Genomic DNA, 23,710 nt, shown 5'->3' on the forward strand with positions numbered 1-23,710 from the left:
CTGGTCGCTGTCGCCAGCAAGGACGATGGTTCTGCTGTGCGTCCCCGATCTGCTTTCGAAAGCACCATCCCTCCGCCTGACTGATCCCCTAAGTCCGTTCGGCTTCCACCAGCAACCCCCGCGGCTCCCAGCCGTGTTGCCGCGCAAACGCGGCTGCCCGCCCCACCTGGGGCCTTAGGGGCAAGCTGCCGCAAGGGCGGCAGTTGCGGGAGTCTTCCGACGGCCTTGGCCGGGTCTCGTCGGAGGGACGGTCCCTCCGAGGAGCAACGGAGACCTACAATGCAGAACATCGTCATCCTCGCCGGCAACATCGGTCAGGCCCCCGAAACCCGCACCACCCAGGGCGGCACCGGCATCACCCACTTCACCCTGGCCACCTCGCGCCCCCGCTATTCGGAAGGCCGCGTCCTGCGCGACGAGAACGGCTATCGGGTCCAGGACACCGAATGGCACCGCATCACCTGCTTCAACGGCCTCGGCAAGACGGTCCAGCAGCATTGCGACAAGGGCATGAAGGTTCTGGTTCGCGGCCGCATCCACTACACGAAATGGACCGATGCCGCCGGGGTCGATCGCTACGGCTGCGAGATCATCGCCGAGACGGTCGATTTCCTGAGCCGGGCGAAGCAGACCCAGAACGACGACGGCAAGTTCATCGACGACGATGACATTCCGTTCTGATCGGGAACCCGAGGCCCGGCGGCGCAAGCCGCCGGACTTCTCCCCTGCTTCACCGGATCGCGCCTGCCGCGTCTGGCAAGGTCCAGCGACCGAATCAGACGGGCATGGACGGGAGCGTCGCCTCTCTATCCTTGATAATTGCACCTGAATTTCGGCTGGTGCTCACAGCAAGAACGACTATTATAGTCGTAGTTCTGGAGTGCGTGCGTATCCCGGTGGGAGGTGATCATGTATGATCACCGCTCGCCAATCTCGGGCTGCGCGCGCGTTACTGGGATGGACACAGGAGACGCTCGCCGACAAGGCCCAGGTCGCATTGACCGCACTCAAACGCCTCGAATCCCAAAGCGGGCTCGAGGTGTTCGAGTCCACCCGCGACCAGGTGCGCCGCGCTCTCGAAGCGGCCGGGATCGTTTTCTTGTCGACGGATAAGGGCGAGGGCGTGTTGCTGCAACACGATACGGTCAACACCGACAAACGGTGAAACAGCGGCCAGCGTGATGTCAGGTTCTCGTCAAAAGGAATGGCTGTCTTCCGCCGAAGATGGTTAACAAATACGTTACCCAAACGTGAGCGAATGATGGGACGCCCGACACAGACTTTCCTCGACAAGCCACCGTCCAGCCAGACGCTGACGTCCTATGATCGCGAGCATATGAAACTCTACATGCGCCTGCTCGATGCCGAGCGTGATGGCGCCGATTGGCGCGAAGCTGTGCAGGTTCTCTTTGGCCTCGATCCCGAACATGACCCCGAGCATTGCCGGTCCATCCATGACGCTCACCTCGCCCGCGCGCACTGGATGACCGAACACGGCTACCGCGAGCTGGTCCGCGAAAGCCAGCGCAATTCCTGACGCGTGATGCGTGCCGCGCATCACCTGTTGACCATCGCCTGACTTCCTCAATTCAACGCGTGCGGGAATCCTGACCCTTCTCAATTCGTTTGAGTAGACCCGGGAGGCCGCGATGACCCCTGACGCATCGACTTGGCGTTCGTCGGCGCAATACGACCATCTGGATGAACTGACGGCATCCGATCTGGCCTGGGAATGGCTACGCCGCAATGACGATTATGACGCAGATTTTGAAGCCTCAATTGCCGACCATGGAGACCCCCAACCGCTGACCGAACGGATCCGGCAGCGATGGGGGTTGCGATTTCCCTGTCGATCCGTTGGTCCCGCCACCCGATGCGCCGGTCTTTTGGCTCCCGGCGGAGGACACAAGTGTGGTGGTGCTGACCGGGGTCCCTTCGGAACTTGGCGACAGCGCTGACGTCACTCCGCAGAACTGGCGCATCGACTACGCGGTCGAGAATGCAGGTGCGGAGTTTCACTTTCCGCTCGGCAACGGGCAGAAGCTCCAGATTTTCGACGGTGCCATCAAGGGGGACGCGATCGCGGTCGCCATCGTCCCTCTCAGCCTCGCCGGTTTCGACCGGATCGAGGCCATTCAACGCTTCCTTTCGGCCCTGCATGGTCGCGCGATCCCGCCGGATACGCGCCTGACACGCCAGCAACGCGCACGCCTCCGACGGATGCTGCGGGCCTTCGATGGCCATCGGGCCGGCGTCACGCAGCAGGAGATCGCGCGGGTTCTTCTGAACACCGGCCGGCTTGAGCGGGACGAATGGCAGGCGTCCTCGGCCCGTCATGCCATCAAGGCACTCCTGCGCGACGCCCGTTCCATGGTCGCCGGCGGTTATCGGAAACTCCTTCGTCATCGCCGCCCACGATAACGCGATCCTTTGCCCTGATGGTGGGCGATTTCGATACCCCCCAACTTCGCCCTGCAACTCGCCGCTCTTCCTGCGCCACCGTGGTCATTGCCCGCCGCTGATCCGCAGCGGCCGCTTGCAACCCCACGGAGGCCCGATCATGCCACATGAACCCGTCGTCCTGCCGCCGCGTTTTCTACGGACCAAGGAGGCCGCGACCTTTCTCAGCCTCTCGGCCCGGACCCTCGAAAAGCACCGCACCTACGGAACCGGGCCTGCCTATCGCAAGCTCGGCGGCCGTGTGGTCTATGCCATCGACGATCTCGAGGCCTGGACCGAGCGCGGCGCGGTGACCTCCACCTCCGATCCGCGTGGCTCAGTGCTGCCCGCCAAGCGTCAGTCGCTTCCGTCCGGCCCGCAGGCCGGTCGTTACGCCCGCTGATCGCAGCCGGTTCCCTTCATGACGGTGCGACGCCGATCCCTTTCTGAGCGCGGGCAGCTCGACCTGTTCCGGGCGCTCCCCGGCGACTTCGCGCCACGAGACGCGCAGGATCTCATGGCCTATCCCTTCTTCTCCCTCGCCAAGTCGAAGCGCATCGCGCCCATCGACTTCGCTGCCGGCAGCGTGACCATCCGGGTCGAGGCGGTTCCCGATCATGGCATGGCCACGATCTGGGACGCCGACATCCTGATCTGGGCCGCGAGCCAGATCGTCGAAGCCCGCGATGCCGGGCTTCGCACCTCCCGGCTGATGGCCGCCACGCCCTATGAGATTCTCACCTATGTCGGGCGCGGCACGTCGCTTCGCGACTACCAGCGGCTGAAGGCGGCGCTCGACCGGCTGCAATCGACCACGATTTCCACCTCGATCCGCCAGCCGACCGAAGGCCGCCGTCATCGTTTCTCGTGGATCAACGAATGGCAGGAGCGCACCGACCGCAACGGCCGACCCGACGGCATCGAGATGATCGTGCCGGACTGGTTCTACCAAGCCGTCCTCGACGATGCGCTCGTGCTGACCATCGACCGGACCTATTTCGATCTCACCGGCGGCCTCGACCGCTGGCTCTACCGCCTGGTGCGCAAGCACGGCGGCCGCCAGCGCGATGGCTGGCGGTTCGATTTCCGTCACCTTCACCAGAAATCCGGCAGCCTGTCGCCGTTCAAGCGCTTCGCCTTCGAGCTGCGCGACATCATCCGGCGCCAGCCTCTGCCGGGCTATTCGCTGTTTCTCGAAGCTGAGGTTGGCGGGCGGATGCTGCTGGCCTTCGAGCCGGTCGCGCCCTGTGGAAAACCTGTGGATGGCCTCGTGCTATCAGGAACCCGGACTATCGTGCTATCGGGAACCGGAGGCTCGTGCTATCAGGAACCGAAACCGGGCTTAACACCCGGAACCCATTCAGGAAATCGCGCCCTTAACTTAGAGTCTAACAAAGAGTCTAACTTTGAAGAGCGCGCGCGCGATGTGGAAAACCTCATCCGCGACACCGCCAGAAGCCTTGGTAGAGCCGCTAAGAAGAGGGCATCCGACGCCCCGGCATCGCCTCGACCGGCATCTGATCGAGGCGCAACCGAGGCTCCTGAATCTGCAGAAAGACCCCGCCTGCCTCTCGATCTGCCGGGGGGGTGCAAATGATCATCGCGCTCCTCAACCAGAAGGGCGGTGTCGGCAAGACGACGCTGGCGCTGCATCTTGCCGGTGAACTGGCTCAGGGTGGCAAGCGCGTCACCCTGATCGACGCCGATCCGCAAGGCTCCGCCCTCGACTGGTCGCAACAACGCGCGCGTGAGGGCCTGCCACGCGCCTTCGGCACCGTTGGCCTGGCCCGCGACACGCTGCATCGCGAAGCGCCCGAACTCGCCCGCGATGTCGATCGCATCGTCATCGACGGGCCACCGCGCGTCGCCGGCCTCATGCGCTCCGCGCTGCTCGCCGCCGATCTCGTGCTGATCCCGGTGCAGCCATCGCCGTTCGACGGCTGGGCTTCGGCGGAGATGCTCGCCCTCCTGGCGGAGGCGCGCATCTACCGGCCCCAGCTCGTTGCCCGCTTCGTGCTCAACCGCTGCGGTGCCCGCACCGTCATCGCCCGCGAGACCGCCGAGACGCTGGCGGACCACGATCCTCCCGTGCTCACCAGCGCCATCGGCCAGCGCGTCGTCTTCGCCGACGCCGCGCAGACCGGGCGGCTCGTCCGCGAGATCGGGCGCCGATCACCCGCCGCGCGCGAGATTGCCGCCCTGGCCGCCGAGATCGGCCTGCTGGGGATCGGGAGGGTATCGGCATGACGATCCTTACCGGCGACTGCCGCGAAGAAATGCCCTGGCACGCACCCTACGACATGATCATCGCCGATCCGCCCTATGGCGACACTTCGCTCGCCTGGGATCGGCGCGTCGAGGGCTGGGTCGTGCTGGCGCGCGCCGCCCTCAGGCCGACCGGCTCGCTCTGGGTCTTCGGCTCGCTGCGCAGCTTCATGGCGACCGCCGACCGCTTCACTGACGCCGGCTTGCGGATCGCGCAGGAGATCGTCTGGGAAAAGCAGAACGGCACCGGCTTTCATGCCGACCGCTTCAAGCGGGTGCATGAACTGGCCGTCCAGTTCTATCCCGCCGAGACCGCTTGGCGTGACATCTACAACGACGTCCAGACCACGCCCGACGCGACGGCCCGCACGGTGCGGCGCAAGCAGCGCCCGCCCCATACCGGCCAGATCGACGCCGGCCATTATGTCAGCCATGACGGCGGGCCGCGCCTCATGCGCTCGGTCATCTACCTGCGCAACTGCCACGGCCGCGCCATCCATCCGACCGAAAAGCCGTCGGCGCTCCTGGAGATCCTGATCCGCACGAGCTGCCCCGAAGGCGGCCTGGTCGGCGACTGGTTCGCCGGTTCCGGCGCGGCCGGGGAAGCCTGCCGGCTTTCCGGCCGGCGCTATCTCGGCTGCGAGATCGACCCCGACATGGCCGAGTGCGCGCGGGCGCGCATCGCCACCGTGCTGCCATTCCATGACGGAATTTCGTCATGACGGCGCGCACCGAGAAGCGCAGCTTCGCTACGCGCCCGGCCGATCCCGATAACTGGATCAAGGCGGGCGACGCGCCGCCAAAGCGCACGGATACCGCCGACGCCTATTCGGCGCGGCTGACTGTGGACATCACGCCGGCGCTGCGCGGCCGCATCAAGATCGCGGCCTTCCAGCGCGGCATCACCGTCGCCGACATGCTGCGCGACCTGCTGGCGCGCGAGTTTCCCGACATAGGGGGAGACCGCCCATGATCGGCATCGACGCCCATGACGGCGATCTGACCCGCGCGGAACTGACCTGGGTGGAAGGCAAGACCGAATACTGGATCAGATTCGGCCATGCGACTGGTGAGCAGATCCTCGATCGCAACCGGCGTGTTGTATTCTTCCATCCCGGCACGGTGTTTGCGTTCGTCCGCTGGGCGGCGAACGACCACGGCACGATCATTTCGCGCCTCGACATCCTGCGCGCGGTTGCGCCGGGCCAGTCCTATCAGACGCTGCCCTTCGTCCGTCCAGGCGGCGAAATCCTGCTGAAGATCGAAGGCTGGCCGAAGGTCGAGGCTGTCCTTCGCCATGTCGACGGGATCGAGGCCATAGGTGTCGATCCGGCCCAAGTCGATCCCGATCATTGGCGGCACGTCTCCCACTGGATAAACGCAGGCGAAGCGCCGCGTCCCTACACCGCGGAGCGTCATCAGGCATGGCTCTGGCGGCGGGAGATCGCCCCATGACGCGCTTTCGCTATGTCATGGTGACGACGGTTGCCACGCTCGGGATCGCCTTTGCCGGATTCGTTCCGACTGCGCCAAGGCTGGTCTGGAACGCATCGGCCAGCGTGCCGATCGGGTTCTATACTGTCGCACCCGACGACCGGATCGCGGTGCCCGATCTGGTCGCCGTCATCCCACCCGAACCCTTCGCCTCGTTTATGGTCGAGCGCGGCTACGTCGCACGCGACGTGCCGCTTCTGAAGCACGTTCTCGGCCTGCCCGGACAGCGCCTGTGCCGCGATGGCCGCGCCATTATCGTCGACGGCGTTCCGCTCGGCGAGGCGCGCGACCACGACAGCTTCGGCCGAGACCTGCCGGTCTGGCAGGGCTGTCGCGTCATCGCCGAGGGCGAAGTGTTCCTGATGAACCCGGACGTCGGCGACAGCCTCGACGGCCGCTATTTCGGCCCGTTCCCCGCCTCGGCGGTGATCGGCCACGCGATCCCGCTTTTCACCGACGAAGACGGCGAGGGCCGCTTTGTCTGGCGCGCGCCGATGCGGTGACAGCGCGTCCAGAGCGGGGCCGTTGAGCCGTCCCGCGTCTTCTCCACCGCATAGGAAAGGAGCCTTCCATGGCACAGATCGGCCAGTTTACCCGCACCCCGTCCGGCTATTCCGGGCGACTCCGCACGCTCTCGCTGGACGTCGAGCTGACCTTCACGCCGTCGGAAAATGCGGACGCCGACAAGGCGCCTGCCTATCGCATCCATCTCGGCGATGAGTATGGGCCGGAAGTCGGCGCAGGCTGGAAACATTCCGGCGAGCGCGCGGGACCGTTCGTCTCCGTGCTTCTCGACGATCTAGTTTTCCAGCAGCCGATCCGCGCCCGCCTGTTCCAGTCGGACGAAGACGGCCGCGACTGGGGCTTGCACTGGACCCGCCAAAAGAAGCGCGACGAGCAGGAGTGATCATGGTCACGTCCTGCATCCGTCCCGCCTCGGGGAGATGTGGCGCCCGCCGCCGCATCCTCCTCCTTCTTCTTTCCGGCCTGTTCGTCACAGCCATTGCCCCGCTGCCCGGCCTGGCGCAGATCGCCGTGATGGGTCGTGCCGTCGCCGTGCATCCGCACGGCGCCCATATCGAAGAGGCTTCGCAGCGGTTCGGCATCCCGGCGGCATGGATCATCGCCGTGATGCAGGTCGAAAGCGCGGGCAATATGCACGCCATATCGTCTGCCGGCGCGATGGGGCTGATGCAGGTCATGCCCTCGACTTGGGCGGAGCTGCGCATCCGCCATGCTCTCGGCCGCGACCCCTTCGAGCCGCGCGACAACATCCTCGCGGGCACCGCCTACCTACGCGAGATGTGGGATCGCTACGGCAATGTCGCCGCGATGCTCGCGGCCTACAATGCCGGTCCCGGTCGCTACGATGAATACCGCGCGACGGCTCGTCCGCTGCCTGCCGAGACGCGCGCCTATGTCGCTGCTTTGACGCCGATCCTGCTCGGCGAGCGGCCTTCCGGCAGCGGCTCGACGGTCGCTCCGCCGCCCGACTGGCGCGAGGCGGCGCTCTTCGTCGCGCGTGAAATCGGCGCTTCCGCTGCCGATCCCGCGTCCCCCGACCGCACGCCGGACGATGCCCCTTCGCTCGTCCCGGCGGCACCGGACGCACTCACCGCCTTGCAGTCGGAGGGGCTGTTCGTCGCCCGCGATGCCGGTGGGGACCGGCCATGAGCAGCGGCACCGCAATTCGCATCCCATCGGGCGCTGGCGTGTCATGGAGGGCGCAGAGGGTGGCGGCAGGCACCACGACCGAAAGATGGCGAGATAAAAGGCCGCACGGTGCGGCTGTGGCGGGCGGTTGTTTTTGTTCAGGTTTCCGGCGCGTTCCGCACCGTGCGCTGCGCGCCCATCTTCCTGATTTTCCATGATGATTTGCACGGTGCGGGGCAACGCCATGTCAGATGACAGCGAGTTCCGCATCCGTCCTGGGCGCATCCGATCGACCCGCGCGCAGCAGGCCCGGCCGTTCATCGCCCAGGCTCTCGCTGCCGCCCAGAAGGCCGGCGGACGCGTCTCGCGCTCCGGCAAGATCACCTCGGGCAACCGCTCGCGCTTCGGGCGCGGTCAGCGCGCCAGCATCCAGGCCAACCGGCTTCTCACCGGACGTTCGCGCATCGTCGTCATCAAGACCCGCGTGGTTCGCCATACGGTGCGCTCGGCTCCGCTCGGCGCGCACCTCGATTACCTGCGCCGCGATGGCGTGACCCGTGCCGCGAACGAAGTGAGCAATGGGCAGCAGTACGAAAAGGCGCGGATGTTCGGCCCGGAAGGCGACGACATGGACGTACGTGCCTTCGCCGAGCGCTGCCAGGATGACCGGCATCATTTCCGCTTCATTGTCTCGCCCGAGGACGCGCCGGATATGGCCGACCTGAAAGCCCACACCCGCGAGGTGATGGGGCAGATGGAGAAGGATCTCGGCACAAAGCTCGACTGGGTGGCGGTCGATCACTGGAATACCGACAATCCCCACATCCATGTCATCCTGCGCGGCCGCGCCGACGACGGCCAGGACCTCGTGATTTCCCGCGACTACATCAAGGAGGGCATGCGCGCCCGTGCGCAGGATCTTGTCACGCAGGAACTCGGGCCCCGCACCGATCTGGAGCTCCACCGCAATCTGGAGCGGCAGGTCGAGGCGGAACGCTGGACGCAGCTCGACCGGCAGCTTGTGCGCGAAGCCGGCAGGTCCGGCATCATCGACCTTGCCCCGCTCGCCGACCGCAAGCCGGACGAGTTTCATGCGCTGAAGGTGGGGCGGCTGCGCACCCTCGAAATCCGCGGGCTGGCCGGACAGGTCGGGCACGCGCAATGGTTCATCAAGCCCGAAGCCGAGACCGTGCTGCGCGAGATGGGCGAGCGCGGCGACATCATCAAGCGTATGCACCGCGCCCTGACCGAACGCGGCATCGAGCGCGGCTCGGCGAGCTATGTCCTCGCCGGCGAAAGCCTCGACGTTCCCGTCATCGGCCGCCTGGTCGAGCGCGGCCTCGACGACGAACTGAAAGGCACGGCCTATGCCGTGGTCGACGGTGTTGACGGGCGCACCCACCACATCAAGCTGCCGCATCTCGACGCCGCCGGCGACAGCCCGCCCGGTTCCATCGTTGAACTGCGATCCTGGGAGGACCCGCAGGGGCAGCGCCGCGTCGCGCTCGCCGTCCGTGCCGATCTCGATCTTGGCGCACAGGTGGGCGCCACAGGCGCGACCTGGCTCGACCGGCAGGCCGTGGCGCGCGAACCCATCTCTCTTTCGGACAGCGGTTTCGGCGCCGAGGTCCGTCAGGCCCTGGACGAGCGCGCGGAGCATCTGATTGGCGAGGGCTTTGCCGAGCGGCAAGGCGGGCGTGTCGTCTTCGCGCGCCGGCTGCTCAGCACCTTGCGCCAACGCGAACTCGACAGTCTCGGCGAGAAGCTCGCGACCGAGACCGGCATGTCCCTCGAGCGCGCCGCCAGCGGCGAATATGTTGCCGGCTCTTATCGCCAGCGTTTCGCGCTCGCCTCCGGCCGCTTCGCCATGATCGACGACGGCCTCGGCTTCCAGCTCGTGCCCTGGTCGCCCTCTCTCGAAAAGCAGATCGGCCGCCACGTCTCCGGCGTCGCCCGCGACGATGGCGGCGTCGATTGGGAATTCGGGCGCAAGCGCGGTCTCGGTCTCTAGCCTCAATCGGAAAGGAACTACGCCATGTCCGCGACCAAGATTCTCTGGGGACAGATCACAGTGGTCTTCCTCATCATTCTCGCCACCACCTGGGGCGCGACGCAGTATGTCGCCTGGAGCCTCGGCTATCAGGCGCAGCTCGGGCCGTCCTGGTTCGTGCTGTTCGGCACCCCGATCTATTATCCGCCCGCGATCTTCTGGTGGTGGTATTTCTATGAAGCCTATGCGCCGCCGATCTTCGCCAAGGGCGGGATCATCGCGGCCTCGGGCGGCTTCATCGCCATCGCGGTCGCCATCGGCATGTCCGTCTGGCGGGCGCGCGAGGCGAAGAACGTCGCCACCTATGGCTCGGCGCGATGGGCCGGGAAAGGAGAGATCAAGGCGGCGGGCCTGCTCGATCCCGATGGGGTCGTCCTCGGCCGGTATGATCGCGAGTATCTGCGGCACGATGGCCCGGAGCATGTCCTGTGCTTTGCCCCGACACGTTCGGGCAAAGGCGTCGGCCTGGTCGTGCCCTCGCTCCTCACCTGGCCGGGCTCGGCCATCGTTCACGATATCAAGGGCGAGAACTGGCAACTCACCTCCGGCTTTCGTTCACGCCACGGCCGGGTGTTGCTCTTCGACCCGACCAACCCGAACTCCTCCGCCTACAATCCGCTGCTCGAGGTGCGCCGCGGCGAGTGGGAGGTGCGGGATGTCCAGAACATCGCCGACATCCTCGTCGATCCGGAAGGCAGTCTCGACAAGCGCAACCATTGGGAAAAGACCTCCCATAGCCTCCTCGTCGGCGCCATCCTGCATGTGCTTTATGCCGAACCCGACAAGACCCTGGCAGGTGTGGCCAAATTCCTGTCCGATCCGAAGCGCCCGGTGGATTCTACGTTGCGCGCCATGATGAAGACCGCGCATCTGGGCGAAGCAGGGCCGCATCCGGTCGTGGCCAGTGCGGCGCGGGAGTTGCGCAACAAGTCCGAGAACGAGCGGAGCGGCGTCCTGTCGACGGCGATGTCGTTCCTCGGCCTGTATCGCGATCCGGTCGTGGCCGAGGTCACGCGCCGCTCGGACTGGCGCATCAGGGACATTGTGGGAGACGATCAACCGACCACGCTTTATCTCGTCGTGCCGCCCTCCGACATCAACCGCACCAAGCCGCTGATGCGATTGCTGCTCAATCAGATCGGTCGCCGCCTGACCGAGGATCTGCAGGCGAATGCCGGCCGGCACCGCCTGTTGCTGATGCTCGACGAGTTTCCGGCGCTCGGCAGGCTCGATTTCTTCGAGACAGCGCTGGCTTTCATGGCAGGGTACGGCCTGAAATCGTTCCTGATCGCGCAGTCGTTGAACCAGATCGAGAAAGCCTATGGCCCGAACAACTCGATTCTCGACAACTGCCATGTCCGGGTCAGCTTCGCCACCAACGACGAGCGCACCGCGAAACGTGTTTCCGATGCCCTCGGCACCGCCACCGAGATGAAAGCCATGAAAAACTACGCCGGGCACCGGCTGTCGCCCTGGCTCGGGCATCTCATGGTCTCGCGCTCGGAAACGGCGCGCCAGTTGCTGACGCCGGGCGAAATCATGCAGCTTCCCCCACACGAGGAGATCGTCATGGTGGCGGGTATCCCCCCGATCCGGGCGACGAAGGCGCGCTACTACGAGGATGCCCGGTTTCGGGAGCGCGTACTGTCACCGCCTGAATTGAAAGGTCCCGAAGAAACGCGGCCTGACGACTGGACCACGCTTCCGATCCCGGCGCGACCGGAAGGCGCCACGGATCACGATGACCAGAGGACCGATGGCGAAGATCCGACTGAATCCGAACGCCGGTTGCAACCTGAACTCAGCCGCGTAAAGCCCGTGGAGAAGAAAAAGCCGATCGAGAACGAGTTCGAGATCGCGCTGCCCGATGACGTCGATGAAGACGCCGCCCAGAACCGGCGCATGGTTCGGCAGGTGCAGGGCATTGCCCGACAGGTTGCCATGGACCCGAACGACGGCATGGAGTTGTAGCGCCATGGCCAATCACCGGAAGAAGAAAAAACTCACCGTCTATCTGGACCCCGATGTCGAAAAAGCCCTGACCGAGTTTGCCGCGCGGCGGGATCGGTCGCAGTCGATGATCGGCGAGGCGGCCATCGCCTCCTTCCTGTCTCCCGACGATGCCGAACGTCGAGAGGCCATAATCGCCAAGCGCCTCGATCGACTCGATCGCCGCATGGACCGACTTGAACGAGACGTCGGCATCGCCGTCGAAAGCCTGGCGGTCTTCATCCGCTTCTGGATCAACACCACACCGGCCTTGCCTGAGCCGGCGGCAAAGGCCGCAAAGGCCAAATCGGCGGAGCGATACGAGGCGTTCATCACCGCGCTTGGCCGCCGCCTCGCACAGGGACCGAAGCTCCGGCAGGAGGTTTCGGAGGATATGGACGGATCAGAGAGTTGAATTCGGCCGCCTTAGTCGTTGACACGAGTTCCCGCTCCCGGTTGGCTGAGCAGTAACAAGGATCGGCCGGAAGCAGCCTTCGCGACTGTCGCGGTCTTTGGGATTTTCGCGAAATATCCTAAGGTGATGGCTGTATATTCACTCGACTTTGGAGGAACAGCCTTGAGACTTGCCATTGCCAGCCTGTTCGCCATCGGTCTCGCCGTCCCTGCCTTCGCCCAGACGGAACCACCCGCAGATTTTGACGAAGCCGCATGGCAGGCCGAATGGGACGCGGGCGACACGGATGGCGACGGCAAGCTGAGCCGGGAAGAGGCGAAAGCCGGGAATCCGAACATGACCGATGAAGTCTTCGACCAGATCGACACCGATGGCGACGGTTTCATCAGCCCCGCGGAAGACAAGGCCGCGCTCTTCGAAGCACGCGGCAAAACCACAAATGAATAGGGTATGGGCGGGGGCTTTTGGCGCAACGGTGTTTGTCGCGGCAGCATCCGTGGCAGGCGCGGAGACGCCCGACCCCGCAAGACCGGCCGGGTTGCCTGAGAACTATGTTCCTGAAATCCCCTCGCATGAGATGGAGCCGGACACCGGCCCGCTTTCGGCCGCCCTACAGGAGCGTTTCCGCGACCGTATCGCCGGTATCTTCATCGAGCGCGAGCCCGATTTCCATGTCGTCGTCAGGCTAACGGGAGACCGGGATGCGAGCACGCTTCAGTACCAATTGGGCGAAGATCGGGTGCGTGTCGAAGTCCTGACAGGCGCATCCCATACCGTCGATCAACTGGTCGCCGCGTTGGATGACCGCCAGATGATTACGCGCGTTCTTCCCGATGGCTACGGCGGATATGTCGATGAGCGCACCGGATATGTGGTTCTTACGGTTCTCCCCGGAACAGAGCTTGCCGGTGGCAGCGAAGCATCCCTTTCGGCTGCTTTGGGCGTGCCGATCCGCATCATCGAAGGGGAACCCGCTACAATCGGTCCAGCACCACAGCAGCGGGAAGAGCGGTAATCCATTGCGGCCCGGATTCCGGGCCGCGACGTGTCGCAAAAATCAGTCGCACAATTTTGACTTTCGCACGCGACATTTGCGACAGAAATTCCCCTGAAAATTCAACGTTGGCCTGACCTGCTACAAAAATCAGGGATCTTCGTGACGGCTTCTCAAAACTTATCGTTGCTTCCCGCTTCTCCTTTGATCGGCCCCCATAACAGCGCGACGAGGGCGAGATTGGCGATGGCGAGAGCTGCCAGCGCCACAAGAGTTTGATCGGTGCCCCCGACCGAAAGCAGGATCGCACCCACGGTTGGGCCGGCAGCTTGGGCGACGAGACTGGGCCGGGCAAGCCGCCCCATGATCGGCGCATAGCGGGAAGGTCCGAACAGGGCGAGCGGGAGCGCACCCTTGGCGATCGAGAAGATGCCATTGCCGGCCCCGTAGAGGATGAGCGACAGGCCGATGATGGGAAAACCTGCCGCGAGCATCGTCACCCCTGCCGCGCTCAGGACGGAGGCGGCCGCGAGCGTCCAGAAGGGATGATGCCTCCCCCCGCTCGCCATTTCGCCAATTCGGCCGGCGACTTGGGCCGGGCCTATCAGCGCGCCGAGGGCTACAGCTTCGCCCAGCGACAGCCCGCGTTGCTGCAACAGGGTCAGCAGATGCACCGATATGATGGTGACGCCCAATCCGGCCAGCACCACGATCGCCATCATGATCAGATAGGCCCGACGTTCATGGTCGCGCAGCTTGATCGCAGGAGCTTGGTCTTTGCCACCGATCGGCCTGGGCTTGCCGTTGCTCGGAAGGACCAGCAGCACGAGCGGCAGGCAGATCGCGAGATGAATGCCGGCATAGGCCATGCAGGCCCCGCGCCATCCAAGATGCTCCAGAAACAAGGCCGAGAGCGGCCAGCAGACCGTGCTTGCGAAGCCGCCCCACAAGGTCAGTGTAGTGATGGCGGATCGCGCGGAACGGCCATAATAGCCCCCGAGCGTGGCAAATGCCGCATCATAAAGGCCGGCCCCCATGCCGATACCGAGCACGATCCATCCGGCGACGAATACCCATAGGGACGGCGCAGCCGCAAGGACGACGAGACCCGCCGCCAGCAGCAGGCAAGCCAGAGCTAGGATGGGACGCCCGCCGTGCTGGCCAATGGCGTCACCCACGCGCGGGGAAACGACGCCGGCCGCGAGCAGGCCAATGGAGAGAGCGCCGACGATCCATGAAAGCGGCCAACCCGTATCGGCCGCGATCGGGGCGGCGAGAACGGCGAGCAGGTAATAGGAGCTGCCCCATGCAAATATCTGTACGATGCCGAGCGCGGAGATGACGGGCCACCTTCTTGGCCCAGATGACATACCTGTATGCGCCGGCAGGTTCGTCATCACCGGACGCGCTTGAGCGCCATGCGCTCGTCCAGCTTATCGGCCGTTTCCTTGCGTTCGCTGTAGCGATCGGTGAGGTAGGGAGCGACGTCGCGGGTCAGAAGCGTGAACTTCACCAGTTCCTCCATCACATCGACCACCCGGTCGTAATAGGATGAAGGCTTCATTCGACCCGCTTCGTCGAACTCCTGATATGCCTTGGCGACCGAGGACTGGTTGGGGATGGTGATCATCCGCATCCAGCGGCCGAGGACGCGAAGTTGGTTGACGGCGTTGAAACTCTGCGAGCCGCCGGAGACCTGCATTACCGCCAATGTTCGGCCTTGCGTTGGGCGAACTGCGCCGATCGCGAGCGGTATCCAGTCGATTTGCGCTTTGAGGATTCCGCTCATGGCACCGTGGCGTTCTGGGCTGGTCCAGACCTGCCCTTCTGACCATTGCGACAGTTTCCGAAGCTCCTGCACCTTCGGATGATCAACGGGCGCACCATCAGGCAGCGGCAGGCCGTGCGGATCGAACACACGGGTTTCCGCGCCGAAGTGGTTGAGGAGCCGTTCGGCTTCGAGCGTGAGCAGCTTGCTATAGGAGCGTTCACGCAACGAGCCGTAGAGCAGGAGAATGCGCGGCGGATGAGCAGAGGGCGTCGTTCGTAGGCGTTCAGCCGATGGGCTGTCGAGCACCGCGCGGACCACATTAGGAAGGTCGGAAACCGTCATGGCTTGGCCTCGGCCGGAACGGCAACGGGCGTCCCCTTCTCGGGAAACCACTTCGCGCCGAGCCTGAGCGCGACATGGACAAGCAGGATCAGTGCGGGCACTTCCACGAGCGGGCCGATGACGGCGGCGAAGGCCACCGGCGATGCGAGACCGAATGCCGCGATGGCGACCGCGATGGCCAACTCGAAATTATTGCCGGCAGCGGTGAAGGCGATGGCCGTGGTGCGCGGATAATCCGCCTCGATCAGCCGGCCCATCGCGAAGCTGATGAGGAACTGGATGACGAAATAAAGCGCCAGGGGAATGGCTATGCGCAGGACATCGAGAGGCAGCGACACCACGTCCGCGCCCTTGAGGCTGAACATGGCGACAATGGTGAACAGCAGCGCGGCTAGCGTTATCGGGCTGATGCGCGGCAGAAATTCGTGCTCATACCAGCCCGCGCCTTTGCGAGCGATGAGGATGCGGCGCGTCAGGAACCCGGCGAGGAAGGGAATGCCGAGATAGATCAGCACCGCTTCGGTAATGGTCCAGAAGCTCACGTCTATGACGCTGCCCTCAAGGCCGAAGAGGGGCGGCAAGACGGAAAGGAAAAACCACGCATAGGTGGAGAAGAACAGAATCTGGAATATCGAGTTGAAGGCAACCAGACCGGCGACATATTGATTGTCGCCGCGCGCGAGTTGGTTCCAGACCAGCACCATAGCGATGCAGCGGGCGAGTCCGATCAGGATCAGTCCTGTCATGTATTCCGGGTGGTCGCGCAGGAAGATCACCGCCAGGGCGAACATCAATGTCGGGCCGATGATCCAGTTTTGCACCAGCGAGAGGATCAGCACCCGCTTGTCGGAAAAGACCCGGTGCAGTTCTTCGTAGCGGACCTTGGCGAGCGGCGGATACATCATCAGGATCAGGCCGATGGCGATCGGTATGTTGGTCGTGCCGACCGACATGGCGTTAAGAGCTTCCGGCAAGCCGGTGAATATCGTGCCAAGCACGACGCCGAGCGCCATCGCGGCGAAAATCCACACCGTCAGATAGCGGTCGAGGAAACCAAGGCGGGAAGCTGGCTTGAGGGAAGCCATCGGTATTCTCCAATCACAGGCTGAAAGTCAGGCGGAAGCGACGTGCCGTCCATGTTCGTCAATGATCCGCTCGCCGTCCTCTTTCACGAACTCGCCCCGTTGTGGGGGCAGCAGATCAAGAACGGCTTCGGACGGTCGGCAGAGCTTGACCCCTTTGGGGGTGACGACGAGGGGGCGATTGATGAGGATCGGGTGCGCCATCATGGCGTCGAGCAATGCGTCATCGCTCAATTCTGGATCGCCAAGGCCGAGGTCGGCATAGGGCGTTCCTTTCTCCCGCAAGATTGAGCGGACCGTCAGGCTGGCGCGCTCGATGAGTTGCACGAGCAGCGCCCGTGAGGGCGGGGTTTTCAGATATTCGATGATATGCGGTTCGACGCCGGAATTGCGGATCAGGCCGAGCGTATTGCGCGAGGTGCCGCAATCGGGATTGTGGTAGATAATGACATCCATGGATTGCCTCACGCCGCGCCAGAGCGGGGCCAGGTTGCCCCTTCGGATTGACCGATTTCGTTGAGCTTCACCTTGAGCGACGATTTATCGAGGCTGGCGACGGGCAAGGCCACGAAGACTGAAATCCGATTTTTCATGTAGCGAAACGCCGTGACAAAAGCGGCCATGCGCTGAATCTCGGTGCCCTCGACGGCGGCAGGGTCTTCGATACCCCAATGCGCGGTCATCGGCTGGCCCGGCCAGACCGGGCAGGCTTCGCCGGCCGCGTTGTCGCAAACGGTGAACACGAAATCCATTACCGGCCCGGAGAATTCTTCCCATCCTTTCGATCGGAAGCCTTCAGCCGGGTAGTCGTAGCTTTCGAGTACCTTCAGGGCGAGCGGGTTTACTTCGCCTTTGGGCTGGCTTCCAGCCGAGTAGGCCCGGAAGCGACCCGCACCATCCTTGTTCAAGATGCTTTCGGCGAGGATCGAGCGGGCGGAATTTCCGGTGCAAAGAAACAGCACGTTGAAGATTCTATCGGAGTGATTGGTCATAGGCTCAGGCATGGGTGACGCCTTTCGTCGGTTCGCAGCAGGACAGCGCGGCGACTGCCGGGTTGCACACGTCCGGGTGGCCTTGGCAGCAATCGCGCATGAGAAATTCGAGCAGGCCGGACAGCGCCGGATAGGAGGCGCTGTAGATGATCGAGCGCCCGTCGCGCCGCGACTCGATGAGGTCGGCTTGTTCAAGGTGGCTCAGGTGGAAGGACATGCGCGACGACGATGCGCCGTCCATCGCTTCCCCGATCGCGCCGGCCGGCATCCCTTCCGGCCCGGCCGTGACCAGCAAGCGCACGATGCGCAGGCGGGTTTCCTGCGAGAGCGCCGCGAACGCGGAGAGGGCTTGCTTTTCGTTCATGTATGCCTCAACATCTCAAGAGTAATTGAATCATGGATACACGGACATGAACGCTCACGCCAGCCCCTCAATTACAGAATTTCCTGATGATGCCTCGCTCGGGGCGATCCTCGATATATTGGAGGGCCATGCCGACAAGGCTCTTGTGCTCGCCTATGGCGACGGGCAGCAGGTGCAGGCCGGCTATCACATCACGGAGGTCAAGGCCGGTTCCTTCGTCACGCTCGATTGCGGCGGCAATCCCGATGCGTGGCGGGAGACGGTCTTGCAGGTCGAGGATATTCCCCCCGACCGAAGGCAGCATGCCGATGACCGTCGCCAAGTTCCGGTCAATCTTGGGAAAGGTCGGCAGCAGGGTCCAGCTTGACACGGACGTGCGGTTGACATGGGAGGTGAGCCGGCCCGGTAAGCCGATGCAGGTCTATGACGGGGCCGGAATCGAGATCGAGAAAGACCGGACGATTGTGCGTCTCAGCCCACGTTCCGCAATCTGCAAGCCGAGGCATCGCGCGCAGCAGACGAGAGCGTCTGCCTGCTGCGGCTGAGCCCGCCCGAGCCATTGCCATGTCGCACTACTTCTAAAGCCCGCTACGTTGCAGGTTCCGGGAATTTTGCGGCGATAGTTTCGGATAGCTGGCGAGGGCTTCTGTTCATGCAGCCTTTGTTTTGCCTCGTGCCAGAACGCTCTCCACCAGCAAAAGCCCGACCCCACAAACAATCGCCACGTCGGCAAGGTTGAAGGCGGGCCAATGATAGCTGCCAATGTAAAAATCCAGGAAATCCGTCACGGCACCCTGCCGGAGCCGGTCGAGCAGATTGCCGAGCGCCCCCCCAATCACGAGCCCGAGGGCGGATGCCGTCAGGCGGCTGTCGCTTCGATGGATCCAGATAAGGAGGCCGGCGACTATTGCGAGCGTGAACGCCATCAGGAGCCAAGCCGGCGCTTGGCCGAACAATCCGAAGCTCACGCCGGTATTGAAGCCGAGCACGAGATTAAAGAAGCCGGTGACGGGGATGACCTGAGGCGGGTTCATAACATGGTTCAGGACCCACCACTTCGTCGCCTGATCAAAGAAAAATCCGCCAAGGGCGAGGGGGAGGCCGAGTCTGAGCATGTCCAAATGTCCTTTAAACTCCGGCTTAGCCGATCCGACCGAGGGCCGGGAACGTCTGGAGCAGCCATATCGCAAAGCTGGTTAGATGGCCGGTGATCATGGCGATGCCCATCACCACCATCACCCCACCAGCGACGATTTTGAGCACCCGGCCAGTACGGCGCATCGACATCATCCGGGCCATGAACCCGCGCATGAACAAAGCGGCCAAGATGAAAGGGAGGCCAAGGCCGAGCGAGTAGACGGCGAGTAGCGTCGTTCCGCTTGCGACCGTGGCGTTGGCGGCGGACAGGGTCAGAATCGCGCCCAGCACTGGTCCGATGCAGGGAGTCCAGCCGAACGCGAAAGCGAGACCGAGGAGATAAGCCGCCCCGGCGCTTCCGCTGCCCGGATTGGCATGGAACCGCGCTTCACGATTGAGCCAGGGCATTGGTACGAGACCTGTCGTGAACAGACCGAAGAGGACGACGATCACGCCTCCGATCAGGTTCGCTTCGAAAAGATACATGCGCAGGAGCCGGCTCAACACGGTTGCGCTGGCCCCAAGGAGGACGAACACGGTCGTAAAGCCGAGCACGAAGCAGAGGCTGAGGCCGAGAGTTCGGCTTGCCGCCTTGAATTCGGCATCGGCCGCAGTGCCATCCGGGCTAATCGTGCGGCCTGCGACGTAGGAGATATAGCCCGGCACCAGCGGCAGAACGCAGGGCGACAGGAAGGATACGACGCCTGCGGCGAAAGCCGTCGCTATTCCGATACTGGAGAACTCCATCAGCCAATCTCGCCCGCCAGGCGGCGGAGCTTCTGCAATCGAATCTCACGCGGCTCGTGCATGTCGAGCGTGCCGACGAATTGGCTCTCGGCATCCATCAGGTAAACGCCGGCGGTATGATCCATTGTGTATTCGCCCCCTTCCAGAGGCACTTTTCGCGCATAGGCCGCAAAGGCCTTCACCACAGCGTCCGTTTCCTGTCGATTGCCCCGCAGTGCGAGGATGCGATTATCAAAGGCTGTCATGTACTGAGCAAGCAATTCTTGTGTGTCCCGTTCGGGATCGACGGTGAAGAACAGGACGTTGAACTGGTCGGCCACCGGCCCGAGCTCGTTCATGAGATCGCTCAATTCATAGAGCGTCGTCGGGCACACATCGGGACAATGGGTGAAGCCGAAGAAGGCGAGATAAGGCTTTCCGGCCAGCGCAGCATTGTCGATCGTCTCGCCTCGATGGGATGTGAGTTGGAACGGGCCGCCGATGGCTGCCGTGCCTGTCGAGGACGCGACCGTCACGGTTTGCTGTTGCCAAGGCTTGGATACGGACAGGCCGATGAAAAGCCCGCCGACAACGGCGACGGAGACCCATGCAACGAGTCGGAAAAGTTTGACGCCGCTCATTGGGCGGGCTCCCCGTGCCCGTCATGCTCGTTCGCAGATGCCGGACGAGCACCCATGTTCTGCACAGCGAACTCAACGTCGATGGCACCGGCCTGCTCGAACACAAGAGTCGCGCCAAACCGCTCCCCATCCTTCAAAGGGCGCGATGGCTTCAAGAACATGATGTGCATACCGCCAGGTTGAAGCTCGACGGTCTCGCCAGCTCCAATTTCGATGCCAATTTGCACTGGTCTCATGCTGGCAACCCCGTCGCTCACGGTCGACTCGTGGATCTCCACCCGGTCTGACAGGGGTGATGAGATCGAGATCAGGCGGTCGGCAATGTCGCCATCGTTCGTCAGCGTGAGATAGCCGCCGGCTACCGGCGTGACCGGCGGAGTCGCGCGTGACCACGGGTGATTGATGGTGATCGAACCAGCTTGGAAGTCGTGACCCACAGCAGGAGAGATCGACACTGCAAAGGCAAGGAAGGCGGCGGATAGGGCTCGCAAACTAGTCATGTTCCTTTTCTCCTTTTCCAGCTTCGCCGGCCTTCTCAAGGATTTCGAAGCCGCTTCTGACAACGACTACAACCACACCCAAGCCAATGATCAGATCCGGATAAGGCGAATTGAAAAGAATTACTGCAAGACCAGAAACAGCGATCGCCGAGTTCACCAGCATGTCGTTTGTCGTAAAAATCCATGAGGCTTGCAGATGCACGCCGCTTTCCCGATGAGATTTCAGGAACCACATACAGACCATATTCGTCAGGGCGCTCGCGATCGCCACGGCGATCATGACCGGCCCGATCGGATCGGAGCCAGTGAAGAAGCGTCGGCCGACCTCAAACAGAAGCAAACCGGCGAATAATATCAGCAGCATACCCGACAGCCGCGCAACGCGAACCTTCGCCACCAGTCCGCGCCCTACGACAAAAAGGCTGATGGCGTAGACACCTGCATCGCCAAGATTATCGAGCGCAGAGCCCATCAATCCTGTTGACTGAGCCCACCACCCTAATCCTCCCACAATGGCTGCTTGGGCAGTATTGATCGCAAGTACCCATGCGAGCGCCCATTGTTCGCTCTTCTCGGATGAATTGGCACTGCCCTGGGACTGATTACTCATAAATTACACCTCGGCTTTCTTGGCGAGAAGTGGAAGCCGCGACCTGCATGTGCGCACTGTTCAAGCTCATTTGTCGCGGGTGCCGCGCCAGGTCAGCAGGCGCAGCGCATTGGCTGTAACGAGGACCGTAGCGCCCGTATCGGCGAGGATCGCCATCCAGAGTGTGGTAATGCCGAATAAAGTGGTCACGAGGAAGACAGCCTTCAGACCAAGCGCTATTGCGATATTCAGCCAGATATTGCCGAGCGTCGCCTGCGACAATCCGATGAGATCAGCGATACCTGTCACCCGGTTTCTTAGCAGCGCGGCATCGGCGGTCTCCAGAGCAACGTCGGTGCCCGCACCCATGGCAACGCCAACGGAGGCAGCAGCGAGCGCCGGAGCGTCGTTGATACCGTCTCCCACCATGGCAATCGGTCCATCAGCCCTGAGGCGGCCGATCTCGGCGAGCTTGGCGTCGGGCAGAAGTTCGGCGCTCGCCTCAAGGCCAAGATGAGCCGCGATGGCGTCGGCCGTGCGCTTGTTGTCGCCCGTCAGCATCAGAGGGCGCACGCCGCGATCTGTCAGCCGCTTCACACCTTCGATAGCGTCGTCGCGCGGCTCGTCGCGCAATGCGATCAATCCCTCGATGGTCTTGTCCTTCATAAGCACGACGACCGTCTTGCCCTGGCTCTCCAGCTCGGTGATCGTCTCAACGATGCCCTCTTCGAGGCCCGTTTGTTCGGCGGCGTGACGGGGAGACCCGACCGAAGCGAAGCCGTCCTTCAACCGCGCTGTGACCGCTTTGCCAGGTGTGGCAACGCCGCCCCCGAAGGTGGCGGGCAGTTCGAGCCCCCGCACCTTTGCCGCCTCCACGATTGCAATCCCGAGAGGATGGCTGGTGCTGCGCTCGACGGCCGCTGCGGTGGCAAGGACGGAGTTCTCATCACCGTTGATCGGCACAATGTCCGTCACTTGGGGATGGCCACGCGTCAGCGTTCCCGTCTTGTCGAAGGCAACGGTTACGACCTTGCCAAGTGTTTCCAGCGCCGCGCCGCCCTTGATCAACAGTCCCTGACGCGCACCGGCGGCAAGACCCGAGGCAATAGCCGCCGGTGTGGAAATCACGAGCGCGCAGGGACAAGCAATCAGCAACGTCGCGAGACCCCGATACACCCATGTCATCCAGTCACCGCCGAAGGCGAGCGGCGGCACGACAACAATCAGAGCCGCGACGACCATCGCGCCCGGCGTATACCAGCGGCTGAAACGGTCGATCATACGCGCCGTTGGGGCTTTTGATTCCTGGGCTTCCTCGACCATGTGGATAATGCGGGCGATGGTGTTGTCGGCCGCGACATGGCTGATCGCTACGCGCAGCTCTCCATTGGCGTTGATGCTGCCGGCATAGACGTTTGCGCTGGCTTCTTTCAGCACGGGCACGGATTCGCCTGTCACGGGCGCCTCATCGACCTCAGATACACCGTCAATCACCGTGCCGTCAGACGGCACACGGTCCCCTGGCCGAACGACCACGACATCGCCGATGGCCAGATCTTCGGCGTCGATCTTCTCAACGGCACCATCACGTTCGCGGAATGCGACGCGGGGCACCAGATCGATCAGCGCCTCGATGCCAGCACGCGCACGGCCCGCCGCGACCGTTTCAAGCAATTCGCCCACTGCGAACAGGAAGATCACGACAGCAGCTTCTTCGGCCTCGCCAATGGCGACCGCGCCGAGTGCCGCGACCGTCATCAACGTCTCGATGGTGAAGGGTGAGCCTGACATCGCGCCGGCGACCGCCCGCCTCGCAAACGGGATGACGCTGATCAATGCAGCGCCTGAGTATAGCCATTGCTCCGATTCGGGCAGGACACGCGCGAGGGCGAAGGCAAGGATGAACAACGCGCCGGTAAGGAGCACAAGCCGACCCTTGTTGCCTTTCCACCATGCCTCTGTGATGCGTTTCCGAGGTGGGCTCGCCTTTGCCTCGGTCTGCTCGATCACTGGTGTGTAGCCGAGCGATCGGATCTTTTGCTCAATGGTGCCGAGGGCCGTACGGTCTTCATCGAGTTGCAATGCAAGCGTCTCGTTGGCGTAGCTGACATTGATGTCGCTAACGCCCGGCAAGCGTTGCATCGCCGTTTCAATTTTCAACGCGCAAGAGGCGCAGTCCATGCCTTCTACGCGCAGTCTGTAAGGGTTCGCTGCCGCCATGATGTCACCTCGACTTTCCCGATGTGACATTGTAGATAGACCCTGTA

The 23,710-nt window shown here is 63.4% G+C and carries 32 protein-coding genes; 20 read left to right on the forward strand and 12 right to left on the reverse strand.

The genetic code is table 11. From position 1 onward, the window contains the following. Window positions 1–279 precede the first annotated feature (279 nt). The 19 genes from ABWW28_RS22195 (at window position 280) to ABWW28_RS22285 (ending at window position 13,320) form a co-directional block, all read left to right on the forward strand. Window positions 280–681, forward strand: coding sequence for a single-stranded DNA-binding protein (locus tag ABWW28_RS22195; protein ID WP_012092621.1), 402 nt, complete (start codon window positions 280–282; stop codon window positions 679–681). 232 nt (window positions 682–913) lie between these two features. After that, complete coding sequence (locus ABWW28_RS22200; protein WP_012092622.1) at window positions 914–1,165, forward strand: helix-turn-helix domain-containing protein; 252 nt, start codon at window positions 914–916, stop codon at window positions 1,163–1,165. 96 nt (window positions 1,166–1,261) lie between these two features. Then, window positions 1,262–1,537, forward strand: a complete 276-nt coding sequence (locus ABWW28_RS22205) for a DNA -binding domain-containing protein (RefSeq protein WP_039194909.1) — start codon at window positions 1,262–1,264, stop codon at window positions 1,535–1,537. A gap of 112 nt (window positions 1,538–1,649) precedes the next feature. Then, complete coding sequence (locus ABWW28_RS22210; protein WP_073469400.1) at window positions 1,650–1,958, forward strand: transcriptional regulator domain-containing protein; 309 nt, start codon at window positions 1,650–1,652, stop codon at window positions 1,956–1,958. After that, window positions 1,918–2,421 carry a DUF2285 domain-containing protein gene (locus ABWW28_RS22215; RefSeq protein WP_258125058.1) on the forward strand — a complete coding sequence of 168 codons (504 nt, stop codon included), beginning with the start codon at window positions 1,918–1,920 and terminating at the stop codon, window positions 2,419–2,421. The genes ABWW28_RS22210 and ABWW28_RS22215 overlap by 41 nt, the downstream gene beginning before the upstream one ends. Window positions 2,422–2,560: 139 nt before the next feature. Further along, window positions 2,561–2,842, forward strand: a complete 282-nt coding sequence (locus tag ABWW28_RS22220) for a helix-turn-helix transcriptional regulator (RefSeq protein WP_039194768.1) — start codon at window positions 2,561–2,563, stop codon at window positions 2,840–2,842. Window positions 2,843–2,860: 18 nt separating this feature from the next. After that, a complete protein-coding gene (locus ABWW28_RS22225) occupies window positions 2,861–4,036 on the forward strand; it encodes a replication initiator protein A (protein ID WP_039194769.1) in 1,176 nt (391 codons plus the stop codon). Beyond that, on the forward strand, window positions 4,033–4,686 hold the full coding sequence (parA, locus tag ABWW28_RS22230) for a ParA family partition ATPase (RefSeq protein WP_012092628.1): 654 nt from the start codon (window positions 4,033–4,035) through the stop codon (window positions 4,684–4,686). The genes ABWW28_RS22225 and parA overlap by 4 nt, the downstream gene beginning before the upstream one ends. Continuing rightward, a complete protein-coding gene (locus tag ABWW28_RS22235) occupies window positions 4,683–5,426 on the forward strand; it encodes a DNA-methyltransferase (RefSeq protein WP_012092629.1) in 744 nt (247 codons plus the stop codon). The genes parA and ABWW28_RS22235 overlap by 4 nt, the downstream gene beginning before the upstream one ends. Further along, the gene (locus ABWW28_RS22240; RefSeq protein WP_066816300.1) at window positions 5,423–5,677 is read left to right on the forward strand and encodes a hypothetical protein; all 255 of its coding nucleotides are present in this window, start codon (window positions 5,423–5,425) and stop codon (window positions 5,675–5,677) included. Before ABWW28_RS22235 ends, ABWW28_RS22240 begins: the two co-directional genes overlap by 4 nt. Then, the gene (locus tag ABWW28_RS22245) at window positions 5,674–6,159 is read left to right on the forward strand and encodes a DUF2840 domain-containing protein (protein WP_012092631.1); all 486 of its coding nucleotides are present in this window, start codon (window positions 5,674–5,676) and stop codon (window positions 6,157–6,159) included. Before ABWW28_RS22240 ends, ABWW28_RS22245 begins: the two co-directional genes overlap by 4 nt. After that, window positions 6,156–6,701: a S26 family signal peptidase gene (locus tag ABWW28_RS22250; protein WP_012092632.1), complete on the forward strand. Its 546-nt coding sequence runs from the start codon at window positions 6,156–6,158 to the stop codon at window positions 6,699–6,701. Before ABWW28_RS22245 ends, ABWW28_RS22250 begins: the two co-directional genes overlap by 4 nt. A 68-nt stretch (window positions 6,702–6,769) precedes the next feature. Next, window positions 6,770–7,105: a DUF736 domain-containing protein gene (locus tag ABWW28_RS22255; RefSeq protein WP_066816297.1), complete on the forward strand. Its 336-nt coding sequence runs from the start codon at window positions 6,770–6,772 to the stop codon at window positions 7,103–7,105. 2 nt (window positions 7,106–7,107) lie between these two features. Next, a complete protein-coding gene (locus tag ABWW28_RS22260; protein WP_012092634.1) occupies window positions 7,108–7,872 on the forward strand; it encodes a lytic transglycosylase domain-containing protein in 765 nt (254 codons plus the stop codon). 223 nt (window positions 7,873–8,095) lie between these two features. After that, entirely contained in the window at window positions 8,096–9,862 is a 1,767-nt protein-coding gene (locus tag ABWW28_RS22265; protein ID WP_122520962.1) for a relaxase/mobilization nuclease domain-containing protein, read from the forward strand. A gap of 24 nt (window positions 9,863–9,886) precedes the next feature. Next, window positions 9,887–11,872 carry a conjugal transfer protein TraG gene (locus tag ABWW28_RS22270; protein ID WP_122520960.1) on the forward strand — a complete coding sequence of 662 codons (1,986 nt, stop codon included), beginning with the start codon at window positions 9,887–9,889 and terminating at the stop codon, window positions 11,870–11,872. Between the two features lie 4 nt (window positions 11,873–11,876). Further along, a complete protein-coding gene (locus tag ABWW28_RS22275) occupies window positions 11,877–12,305 on the forward strand; it encodes a ribbon-helix-helix domain-containing protein (RefSeq protein ID WP_122520958.1) in 429 nt (142 codons plus the stop codon). A gap of 162 nt (window positions 12,306–12,467) precedes the next feature. After that, window positions 12,468–12,752: an EF-hand domain-containing protein gene (locus ABWW28_RS22280; RefSeq protein WP_036749074.1), complete on the forward strand. Its 285-nt coding sequence runs from the start codon at window positions 12,468–12,470 to the stop codon at window positions 12,750–12,752. Next, a complete protein-coding gene (locus ABWW28_RS22285; protein ID WP_353392182.1) occupies window positions 12,745–13,320 on the forward strand; it encodes a hypothetical protein in 576 nt (191 codons plus the stop codon). Before ABWW28_RS22280 ends, ABWW28_RS22285 begins: the two co-directional genes overlap by 8 nt. Window positions 13,321–13,472: 152 nt before the next feature. Here the strand turns inward: ABWW28_RS22285 and ABWW28_RS22290 are convergent, their stop codons facing one another. Genes ABWW28_RS22290 through ABWW28_RS22315 form a run of 6 tightly spaced genes read right to left on the reverse strand, consistent with a single transcriptional unit; the run spans window position 13,473 to window position 17,850 of the window. After that, the gene (locus ABWW28_RS22290) at window positions 13,473–14,669 is read right to left on the reverse strand and encodes an MFS transporter (protein WP_122521534.1); all 1,197 of its coding nucleotides are present in this window, start codon (window positions 14,667–14,669) and stop codon (window positions 13,473–13,475) included. 26 nt (window positions 14,670–14,695) lie between these two features. Beyond that, entirely contained in the window at window positions 14,696–15,412 is a 717-nt protein-coding gene (gene arsH, locus ABWW28_RS22295) for an arsenical resistance protein ArsH (RefSeq protein WP_122520954.1), read from the reverse strand. Then, on the reverse strand, window positions 15,409–16,497 hold the full coding sequence (gene arsB, locus ABWW28_RS22300) for an ACR3 family arsenite efflux transporter (protein WP_012092641.1): 1,089 nt from the start codon (window positions 16,495–16,497) through the stop codon (window positions 15,409–15,411). The genes arsH and arsB overlap by 4 nt, the downstream gene beginning before the upstream one ends. A gap of 27 nt (window positions 16,498–16,524) precedes the next feature. Further along, window positions 16,525–16,950: an arsenate reductase (glutaredoxin) gene (arsC, locus tag ABWW28_RS22305; protein WP_122520952.1), complete on the reverse strand. Its 426-nt coding sequence runs from the start codon at window positions 16,948–16,950 to the stop codon at window positions 16,525–16,527. A gap of 8 nt (window positions 16,951–16,958) precedes the next feature. Continuing rightward, complete coding sequence (locus ABWW28_RS22310) at window positions 16,959–17,498, reverse strand: arsenate reductase ArsC (protein ID WP_206110631.1); 540 nt, start codon at window positions 17,496–17,498, stop codon at window positions 16,959–16,961. Further along, window positions 17,491–17,850: an ArsR/SmtB family transcription factor gene (locus ABWW28_RS22315; protein WP_122520949.1), complete on the reverse strand. Its 360-nt coding sequence runs from the start codon at window positions 17,848–17,850 to the stop codon at window positions 17,491–17,493. The genes ABWW28_RS22310 and ABWW28_RS22315 overlap by 8 nt, the downstream gene beginning before the upstream one ends. A gap of 46 nt (window positions 17,851–17,896) precedes the next feature. Here ABWW28_RS22315 and ABWW28_RS22320 point away from each other — a divergent pair, with 46 nt between their 5' ends. Beyond that, the gene (locus ABWW28_RS22320) at window positions 17,897–18,217 is read left to right on the forward strand and encodes a DUF6428 family protein (protein WP_206110630.1); all 321 of its coding nucleotides are present in this window, start codon (window positions 17,897–17,899) and stop codon (window positions 18,215–18,217) included. A 283-nt stretch (window positions 18,218–18,500) separates the two neighbouring features. On the opposite strand, the gene lspA is transcribed toward ABWW28_RS22320, so the two are convergent. The 6 genes from lspA to ABWW28_RS22350 form a co-directional block, all read right to left on the reverse strand. Further along, window positions 18,501–18,965, reverse strand: coding sequence for a signal peptidase II (gene lspA, locus ABWW28_RS22325; RefSeq protein WP_122520947.1), 465 nt, complete (start codon window positions 18,963–18,965; stop codon window positions 18,501–18,503). A 25-nt stretch (window positions 18,966–18,990) separates the two neighbouring features. Continuing rightward, a complete protein-coding gene (locus ABWW28_RS22330; RefSeq protein WP_012092647.1) occupies window positions 18,991–19,734 on the reverse strand; it encodes a cytochrome c biogenesis CcdA family protein in 744 nt (247 codons plus the stop codon). Beyond that, on the reverse strand, window positions 19,734–20,354 hold the full coding sequence (locus ABWW28_RS22335; RefSeq protein WP_122520945.1) for an SCO family protein: 621 nt from the start codon (window positions 20,352–20,354) through the stop codon (window positions 19,734–19,736). Before ABWW28_RS22335 ends, ABWW28_RS22330 begins: the two co-directional genes overlap by 1 nt. After that, the gene (locus ABWW28_RS22340; RefSeq protein ID WP_122520943.1) at window positions 20,351–20,854 is read right to left on the reverse strand and encodes a copper chaperone PCu(A)C; all 504 of its coding nucleotides are present in this window, start codon (window positions 20,852–20,854) and stop codon (window positions 20,351–20,353) included. The genes ABWW28_RS22335 and ABWW28_RS22340 overlap by 4 nt, the downstream gene beginning before the upstream one ends. Further along, the gene (locus tag ABWW28_RS22345; RefSeq protein ID WP_122520941.1) at window positions 20,847–21,464 is read right to left on the reverse strand and encodes a cation efflux transmembrane domain-containing protein; all 618 of its coding nucleotides are present in this window, start codon (window positions 21,462–21,464) and stop codon (window positions 20,847–20,849) included. Before ABWW28_RS22345 ends, ABWW28_RS22340 begins: the two co-directional genes overlap by 8 nt. 66 nt (window positions 21,465–21,530) lie before the next feature. After that, complete coding sequence (locus ABWW28_RS22350) at window positions 21,531–23,663, reverse strand: heavy metal translocating P-type ATPase (protein WP_122520939.1); 2,133 nt, start codon at window positions 23,661–23,663, stop codon at window positions 21,531–21,533. Between the last annotated feature and the right edge of the window lie 47 nt (window positions 23,664–23,710).

The sequence above is a fragment of the Brucella sp. NBRC 14130 genome, assembly GCF_040371715.1.
In the GTDB taxonomy this organism is placed as follows: domain Bacteria; phylum Pseudomonadota; class Alphaproteobacteria; order Rhizobiales; family Rhizobiaceae; genus Brucella; species Brucella intermedia.